The 553-nt window shown below is 66.4% G+C and carries 1 protein-coding gene; it reads left to right on the top strand.

Annotated features, from left to right (window positions below; genetic code table 11):
- Positions 1 to 553 (top strand): transposase (locus AC1DZA_RS20160; RefSeq protein WP_476774104.1); only part of this gene is annotated, 553 nt, incomplete at both ends.

Here is a 553-nt window from a genome sequence, read left to right as displayed (position 1 = left end):
GTCTGCTGCCCGCTGAGGCTGGCGTGACGATCGGCGTGGCTCCCGTCGTTGGGTCGCGGTGGTTCCGACAATCAGGCGGTATGTCACCGTATTCCTGGCCGGCGCCGTCGGGCCGGTATCTGTCGTTGGCTGAACGCGAGGAGATCGCGATCCTGAAGGCGACGGGGACCGGGGTGCGGGCGATCGCGGCAGCATTGGGTCGCAGTCCCTCGACGATCTCTCGTGAGTTGCGTCGCAACGCTGCGACGCGAGGCGGGAAGCTGGAGTACCGGGCGTCTGTCGCGCAGTGGAAGGCGGAGCTGTTCGCTCGAAGACCGAAGGTCGCGAAGCTGGCCGCGAATCCTCGGCTGCGCGAGTATGTGCAGGAGCGTCTCTCCGGTCAGATCCGCCGCCCGGACGGGTGTGTTGTGCCTGGCCCGCAACCACCGAGATGGACGGGGCAGAACAAGCCTCACAGGAAGGACCGGGGCTGGGTGCTGGGGTGGAGTCCCGAGCAGATCGCGCACCGGATCAAGCTTGACTTCCCTGATGATGACAGCATGCGCATCAGCCA

This window comes from Agromyces sp. P2_B3, from assembly GCF_056404815.1.
This window is presented reverse-complemented; position numbering and strand designations above follow the sequence as displayed.